Origin of the sequence: Aquabacterium sp. UBA2148, assembly GCF_002328915.1 — a bacterium.
Taxonomy (GTDB): Bacteria; Pseudomonadota; Gammaproteobacteria; order Burkholderiales; family Burkholderiaceae_C; genus Aquabacterium; species Aquabacterium parvum.
The window spans coordinates 1-7,895 of sequence record NZ_DCXA01000008.1 but is presented as its reverse complement, the minus strand read 5'-3'; the positions used below and the strand labels follow the sequence as shown (position 1 = coordinate 7,895).

The window sequence follows — 7,895 nt, the reverse complement described above, 5'->3', positions numbered from 1 at the left end:
GTGGTAGGCGTGGGTGCCCGCCGAGTCGACCTCGACCTGTTCGGCCAGGCCCGCTTGCTCCAGGCGCTGACGCAGCACGGCTTCGGCGGTCGGGCTGCGGCAGATGTTGCCCATGCAGACCATGAGCACGCGCACGCGGGCACCCGGGTTGCGCTCGATGGAAGCGTCGCCAGGGGCGGTAACGCCGGTGGCGCCGAGGATGCGGGACAGCAGGCTGGACATCGGAGGCGTTGACTTCTCTTGTTTACTTGCGAGCCGACGCAGCAGCCAGGACGTGGTCGTGGCCGGCGGCGCCAAAGGCCTGCTCCTTGAGCAGGGCCAGCTGGTCGCGCAGGCGGGCGGCTTTTTCGAACTCCAGCGCGCGGGCGGCTTCGAGCATGTCCTTTTCCAGTTGCTTGATGCGCTTGCCCAGGTCGCGCTCGGACAGGGCCTCCGCGCCTTCCATCGACTTGGCCAGGGCCTCGGCGGCCTTGAGGTCGTCCTTGGCGGCGTTGGACATCACGCCATCGATCAGCTCCTTGACCTTCTTGTTGATGGTCTTGGGGGTGATGCCGTGGGCCTCGTTGTGGGCGATCTGCTTGGCGCGGCGGCGGGCGGTTTCGTCCATCGCCTTGCGCATCGACTCGGTCACCTTGTCGGCGTAGAGGATGGCGTGGCCGTTCTGGTTGCGCGCGGCGCGGCCGATGGTCTGGATCAGGCTGCGCTCGGCGCGCAGGAAGCCTTCCTTGTCGGCGTCCAGGATGGCCACGAGCGAGACTTCGGGGATGTCCAGGCCCTCGCGCAGCAGGTTGATGCCGACCAGCACGTCGAAGGTGCCCAGGCGCAGGTCGCGCAGGATCTCGACGCGCTCGACGGTGTCGATGTCGGAGTGCAGGTAGCGCACCTTGACGCCGTTCTCGGTCAGGTAGTCGGTGAGCTGCTCGGCCATGCGCTTGGTCAGCGTGGTGATGAGCACGCGCTCGTTTTTCTCGACGCGGATGCGGATTTCCTGCAGCACGTCGTCAACCTGGTGGGTGGCCGGGCGCACCTCGACGACCGGGTCGACCAGGCCGGTGGGGCGCACCACCTGCTCGACCACCTGGCCGGCGTGCTGCTGCTCGTACACAGCAGGGGTGGCCGTCACGAAGATGCACTGGCGCATCTTGCCTTCGAACTCCTCGAACTTGAGCGGGCGGTTGTCCATCGCCGAGGGCAGGCGAAAACCATACTCCACCAGCGTGGTCTTGCGGGCGCGGTCGCCGTTGTACATGGCGCTGAGCTGGCCGATCATCACGTGGCTCTCGTCGAGGAACATGAGCGAGTCACTGGGCATGTAGTCCACCAGCGTGGGCGGCGGGTCGCCCGGCTTGGCGCCCGACAGGTGCCGGGTGTAGTTCTCGATGCCCTTGCAGTGGCCGACTTCCTGGAGCATTTCCAGATCGAACCGGGTGCGCTGCTCGACGCGCTGGGCCTCGACCAACTTTCCTGCTGACACCAGCTCCTTGACGCGCACATTGAGCTCTTCCTTGATGCCGTCGATGGCGCGCAGCACCTGCTCGCGCGGCGTCACGTAGTGGCTCGATGGGTAAACCACGAAGCGCGGGATCTTCTGCTGGATGCGGCCGGTGAGCGGGTCGAACAGCGAGAGGGAATCGACCTCGTCGTCGAAGAGCTCGACGCGCAAGGCCAGTTCGGAGTGCTCGGCCGGGAAGATGTCGATGGTGTCGCCGCGCACGCGGAAGGTGCCCCGGCTGAAGTCGGCATCGTTGCGCTTGTACTGCATGCGAATCAGCTGGGCGATGGCGTCGCGCTGGCCGAGCTTGTCGCCATTGCGCACGATGAAGCGCATCTGCGTGTAGTCCTCGGGCTTGCCGATGCCGTAGATGGCCGAGACGGTGGCCACGATGACCACGTCGCGGCGCTCGAGCAGGCTCTTGGTGGCGGACAGCCGCATCTGCTCGATGGCCTCGTTGATGGCGCTGTCCTTCTCGATGAAGAGGTCGCGCTGCGGAACGTAGGCTTCGGGCTGGTAGTAGTCGTAGTAGCTGACGAAGTACTCGACGGCGTTGTTGGGGAAGAACTCGCGGAACTCGGCGTAGAGCTGCGCCGCCAGGGTCTTGTTGGGCGCAAAAACGATGGCCGGTCGACCTTCACGGGCGATGACGTTGGCCATGGTGAAGGTCTTGCCCGAGCCGGTCACGCCCAGCAGGGTCTGGTAGCTCAGGCCGTCTTCGATGCCCTCGCAAAGCTGGGCGATGGCGGTGGGCTGGTCACCGGCCGGCGGGTAGGGCTGAAAGAGCTCGAAGGGCGAGCCCTCGAAGCTCACGAACTGGCCGGCGGGCTGACCCGAGGATGCGTCGGATTCCGTGACACCTGAACGGCTGGCAGCAGGGGATTGGGCGGTGGAGGCGGGCATCCGAGGCGACTACGGGCTAAAATCAAGGGTTTGCCCACATCGGGCACTGGCTGAACGGTGGCACCCGAGGCGACGCATCCCACAGGAAGCGCTGGCCGCGGCACCGAATCTTTCAGCTTATCTCAACCGACCGGAGACTGCTTGCATGGCCTCACTGTTTGCTTCCGTTGAAATGGCCCCCCGCGACCCGATCCTGGGCCTCAACGAACAGTTCAACGCCGACCCCAACCCCAAGAAGGTGAACCTGGGCGTGGGCGTGTACACCGACGACCAGGGCAAGCTGCCCCTGCTCAAGTGCGTGGCCGCCGCTGAAAAGCAGATGCTCGAAGCCCCCAAGGCACGTGGCTACCTGCCCATCGACGGCATCGTGGCCTATGACAAGGCTGTGCAAGGCCTGGTCTTCGGCGCCGAACACCCCGCCGTCAAGGGCGGCCGCATCGCCACCGCCCAGGCCATCGGCGGCACGGGCGGCCTCAAACTCGGCGCCGACTTCCTCAAGCGCCTGAACCCCAGCGCCCAGGTCCTGATCTCGGACCCGAGCTGGGAAAACCACCGCGCCCTGTTCGAGTCGGCCGGCTTCCCGGTTGACACCTACCCCTACTACGACGCTGAGAAGCGCGGCATCAACTTCGACGGCCTGATCGCCAAGCTGAAGTCGGCCGCGGCCGGCACCATCGTGCTGCTGCACGCCTGCTGCCACAACCCGACCGGCTACGACATGACCGACGCCCAGTGGGATGAGGTCATCGCCGTGATCAAGGCAGGCGGCCTGGTGCCCTTCCTGGACATGGCCTACCAAGGCTTTGGCAACGGCATCGCCGAGGACGGCGCCGTGGTCATCAAGTTCCTGGAAGCCGGCCTGAGCTACTTCGTGTCGACCAGCTTCTCCAAGAGCTTCTCGCTGTACGGCGAGCGCGTGGGCGCCCTGAGCATCGTGAGCGAAACGGCTGAAGAGTCGACCCGCGTGCTGAGCCAGCTCAAGCGCGTGATCCGCACCAACTACTCCAACCCGCCCACGCACGGCGCGCAAGTGGTCGCCACCGTGCTGACCACGCCCGCGCTGCGCCAGATGTGGGAAGACGAGCTGGCCGAGATGCGCGATCGCATCAAGGTGATGCGCGGTGCGCTGGTCGAGAACCTCAAGGCCGCTGGCGTTGAAGGCGACCTGGGCTACATCACCCGCCAGAAGGGCATGTTCAGCTACTCCGGCCTGAACGCCACCCAGATGCAGCGCCTGCGCAGCGAGTTCGGTGTCTACGGCGTCGACTCCGGCCGCATCTGCGTGGCCGCGCTGAACACCGGCAACCTGGCGTATGTGGCCTCGTCCATCAAGGCCGTGATGTGAGGGCACTGAGTTCGCGGCGGGCCTGAGGCCCAGCCTGCGACGCACAAGGGGCGCCTTTCACCTGGCGCAAAGAACCCTGAACAAACCTGCTTCGGCTCATGCCGCCGCAGGTTTTTTTACGTCCATGACAGGCCGCATGATCTGATCGGATCAACACCCTCGGTGGCCACCACCCAACCCTTGTCACACCCTTTTACGAAGATCCCGGTGAACGGTTTTCATGCCTGCCCCACAGGCAACCATCTGCATCAACCCACCGGAGATTTCGATGAAGGGTGCTTCCCATCCCACCAACGACGTGACGCTCGCCGAGTCGCACGTTCCCACCATCCGCGACGTCATCGACAGCGTCGAAGCCAGCCGTCGGCAGTTCATCCAGGGTGGCGTGAGCGCCGCCGCACTGGCATCTGTGGGTGGCTTGACCCTGGGTGGTCTGGTCGGCACCGTCGAAGCCGCTGCCGTGCCGCCCAGCGTGGGCTTCCCCGGCATCGGTTTCGAAAGCGTGCCCGCCAACACCCGCGCGCTGAACGCCTCGCTGGGTGGCTCCGCCACTTCCACGGTTGACAAGATCACCGTGCCCGCTGGCTACACCGCTCAGGTCTTCGTGGCCTGGGGCGACCCGATCATGCCCGGTGGCACCACCTTCGTCGGCAACGCCTCCGAAACGGCCGCACAACAAGCCAAGCAGTACGGCATGCACACCGATGGCATGCACTTCTTCCCTTTCCCGGGTGCCAGCGGTGCCGCCGCCAGCGACCGCGGCCTGCTGTGCGCCAACAACGAGTACACGCACGAAGACATCCTGTTCCCCGACGGTCAGGTCAACGGCTACAACATCGCCAAGACCCGCAAGTCGCAAGCCGCCCACGGCGTGTCGATCGTTGAAGGCCGCCGCATCAACGGCAAGTGGAGCGTCGTCAAGAACTCGATCTACGGCCGCCGCATCACCGCCAACACCAAGAGCCGCGTTTCGGGCCCGGCCGCTGGCCACGCCCTGATGAAGGCCAACGAGTACGTCATTGGCGAAAACGGCTCGGTGCCCACCGGCAACCAGCTCGACGGCTTCACCGCCTACGGCACCATCAACAACTGCGCCCACGGCATCACGCCCTGGGGCACCTACCTGACCTGCGAAGAGAACTGGAACGGCAACTTCGGCTCGAACGCCGCCCTGCCCGCCACCAGCACCGAAACAGGCAAGCTGTACAACCGCTACGGCGTGACCGCTGGTGGCTTCGGCTACCGCTGGCACACCACCGACCCTCGCTTCGACCTGTCGGTCAACCCGAACGAGACCAACCTGTTCGGTTGGGTGGTCGAAATCGACCCCTACGACCCGCGCAGCCTGCCGGTCAAGCGCACCGCCCTGGGCCGCTTCAAGCACGAGAGCGCCCAGTACGTCGTCGATGCCCAGAACAACGTTGCCTTCTACATGGGTGACGACGAGCGCAACGAGTACATCTACAAATTCGTCTGCTCCGGCAAGTTCAATCCGACCAACCGCGCCGCCAACCGCAACCTGCTCGACAGCGGCACCCTGTACGTCGCTCGCTTCGACAGCAGCCTGCAAGGTCAGTGGGTCGCCCTGGAGCCCGGCACCATCGGTGTCAACGGCCAGGCCCTGCGCGACAACCCCAACTTCACCGGCGCCAACGACGCCGAGGTGCAAGCCAAGATCCTCATCAAGACCCGCATGGCCGCTGACGCCGTCGGTGCCACGATGATGGACCGCCCCGAGTGGACGGGCGCGCGCCCCCGCATCAACGGTTTCGACGAAGTCGAGGTGTACTGCACCCTGACCAACAACAACCGCCGCGGCAGCAGCACCACGCCTTCGTCCAATGCCATCGACGGCAGCACCACCGCTGCTTCGGCCCGTCCCGCTGTGGACGCGGCCAACCCGCGTGCCGACAACGTCTACGGCCACATCATCCGCTGGCGCGAAGCCAACAAGTCGGTCACCTCGACGACTTTCAGCTGGGACCTGTTCGCACAGGCCGGTGACACCGCCACCACCAAGGCCGCCAAGCCGACCAACGACTACAAGGGCAACATCGTCGACGCCCCCAACGGCAGCGCCGACTACGGTGCCCCGGACGGCCTGTGGTTCGACTACTTCGGTCGCCTGTGGGTGCAGACCGACCAGGTCGGCGATGGCTCGGGTGACTTCGTCAACATCGGCGGCAACATGATGGTGTGCGCCGACCCGAACACCGGCGTGACCCGCCGCTTCATGACCGCGCCCAACAAGTGCGAAGTCACCGGCGTGACGATGACCCCGGACGGCAAGACCATGTTCGTGGGCATCCAGCACCCGGGCGAGGACTCGACCTTCGCCAACCCGACGCAGTTCTCGAACTGGCCTCAGAACCAGTACGCCGTGGAATCGGACGGCGTGACCGTGCTGCCCGCCGGTCGTCCCCGCTCTTCCGTGGTCGTCATCACCAAGGACGACGGCGGGATCATCGGCTCCTGATGGGTGCCGCAGTTCAAGCTTCCCAAGAAAGGATCACCAACATGAAATCCAAGCTGTTTGCTGCCGCTTTGCTGGCAGCTTCCGTGGGCGCCCAAGCCGCCCCGGTCATCGCCGACAGCGCCACCTTCACCGGTGACGTCATCACCTTCAACGAGTTCGACGGCCTGACCGTGGGCAGCAGCCTCGACCTGGGCAACGGCGTGACGCTGACGACCACGGCCAACGCCATCGCCGGTCAGTACGCCCAGGACCTGGGTGACAACGGCCTGTGGAGCGTGGTCGGCAACGCCAACCGCGACGGCTCCTTCCTGGCCTCGGCCTTCACCACCGGGCGCGGCGAAATCGGTTTCTCGTTCGCCAACCCGGTGTCGTCGGTCGGCGCTTTCGTCAACCAGTTCCAGGCTGCCGGCAAGACCAACAACAGCATGCTGGTGGTGGCTTATGACATCGACGGCTATGTGCTCGAGAGCTTCAGCGTGTCGATCGACACCGATGCTTTCGGCTACGACGAAGGCAAGTTCCTGGGCTTCCAGCGCGCCACGGCCGACATCTACGGCTTCGGCTTCGTCGATGGTTCGGTGGTGATCGACAACGTCACGACCGCTGTGCCCGAGCCCGAAGCCTTGGGCCTGATGCTGGCAGGTCTGGGTGTGGCTGGCCTGATCGCTCGCCGCCGCCGCGCCTGATCAAGCGCGAGCTGCTCGCGTGAGAGATGAGGGGCCCTTCGGGGCCCCTCTTTCTTGGGGCCACCGGCCCATCAACCCAGCTTGATGATCTTCGCCACCGATGGCACCCCAGCGCTGTTGAACACGAACAGCATGTAGTAGCCCGGCGGCGCGAGGTTGGCGTTCGCCGGCATGGTCACGCTCAGCTGCGTGCCCGAGGCCGTGTGCGTCAGCGGCAAGAAGCGCTGGTCGAAGTCCACCGTGTGCGTGGCCGATCCGGTCTTGACCAGGGTGACCCGGCTGACACCCGCCACATCGACGCCCACGTTGATGCGCGCGCCCCAGGCCGCCGTCTGCGGTGCCGAGGTGATGACCGGCCGCGTGGCCAGCGTCGCCGTGCGGTCCTGCTTGTACAGGTAAGGTGGGGTGTAGATCTCGGCGTTGAGGTTGTTCTGCGGACCGGGTGCGCCACCGCCCCCCAGGAGCACGCGCCCGTCGGGCAGCAGCATCGCCACCGAGTGGTACAGCCGCATCTTCTTGCCCGATGGCGTGGTGGTCCAGCTGTTGTTGGCCGGGTTCCAGATGCGCGCCGAGTACGTCACGCCAATCGCCACGTTCGAGACCATCGAGCCGCCGCTGACCAGCACCTTGCCGTCGGCCATGACCGTGGCCGATGCGTGGTAGCGGTCCTGCCCCACCCCCCAGACCGATTTGGAGGCAGGCGTGGCGCCATTGAGGTCGATCACCACAGCGCGGTTGAGCTTGCGCAGCGACAGGACCTTGCCTGGCGCGAACATCACCGAGGGCAGGTAGTCGTCGCTCTCGGCCAGCTTCAGCGGCGTGCGGGTGAGTTGCCCGGCGCCAGCCGCGGCATTCGGGTCCAGGTAGTAGGTGCCTCCCCACTTGGTGGCGATGAAGACCTGACCGTTGGGGGCTTGCCAGGCGCGGGGGTAGCTCCAGTTGCGCGCACCATAGGCGTCGTCGCTGGCCACCGCCGGCAGGCTGCGCCAGCCG

At 65.8% G+C, this 7,895-nt stretch carries 5 protein-coding genes and 1 pseudogene; 3 read left to right on the top strand and 3 right to left on the bottom strand.

Annotated features, from left to right (window positions below; genetic code table 11):
- Together B2W70_RS00260 and uvrB are read right to left on the bottom strand one after the other, a co-directional pair.
- Positions 1 to 222: pseudogene (locus tag B2W70_RS00260) on the bottom strand (hypothetical protein); the annotation flags it as partial.
- Positions 223 to 244: 22 nt separating this feature from the next.
- Positions 245 to 2,395 (bottom strand): excinuclease ABC subunit UvrB, encoded by a 2,151-nt coding sequence (gene uvrB / locus B2W70_RS00255; RefSeq protein ID WP_286741907.1) that lies wholly within the window; start codon positions 2,393 to 2,395, stop codon positions 245 to 247.
- Between the two features lie 145 nt (positions 2,396 to 2,540).
- Between uvrB and B2W70_RS00250 the strand changes: the two genes are divergently transcribed.
- The 3 genes from B2W70_RS00250 (at position 2,541) to B2W70_RS00240 (ending at position 6,902) form a co-directional block, all read left to right on the top strand.
- Complete coding sequence (locus B2W70_RS00250; protein WP_286741906.1) at positions 2,541 to 3,740, top strand: amino acid aminotransferase; 1,200 nt, start codon at positions 2,541 to 2,543, stop codon at positions 3,738 to 3,740.
- A gap of 268 nt (positions 3,741 to 4,008) precedes the next feature.
- On the top strand, positions 4,009 to 6,216 hold the full coding sequence (locus B2W70_RS00245) for a PhoX family protein (protein WP_286741904.1): 2,208 nt from the start codon (positions 4,009 to 4,011) through the stop codon (positions 6,214 to 6,216).
- Positions 6,217 to 6,257: 41 nt separating this feature from the next.
- Positions 6,258 to 6,902 carry a PEP-CTERM sorting domain-containing protein gene (locus B2W70_RS00240; RefSeq protein WP_286741902.1) on the top strand — a complete coding sequence of 215 codons (645 nt, stop codon included), beginning with the start codon at positions 6,258 to 6,260 and terminating at the stop codon, positions 6,900 to 6,902.
- A gap of 71 nt (positions 6,903 to 6,973) precedes the next feature.
- Here B2W70_RS00240 and B2W70_RS00235 read toward each other — a convergent pair.
- The coding region (locus B2W70_RS00235; protein ID WP_286741901.1) for a galactose oxidase early set domain-containing protein at positions 6,974 to 7,895 on the bottom strand (922 nt) is incomplete at its 5' end.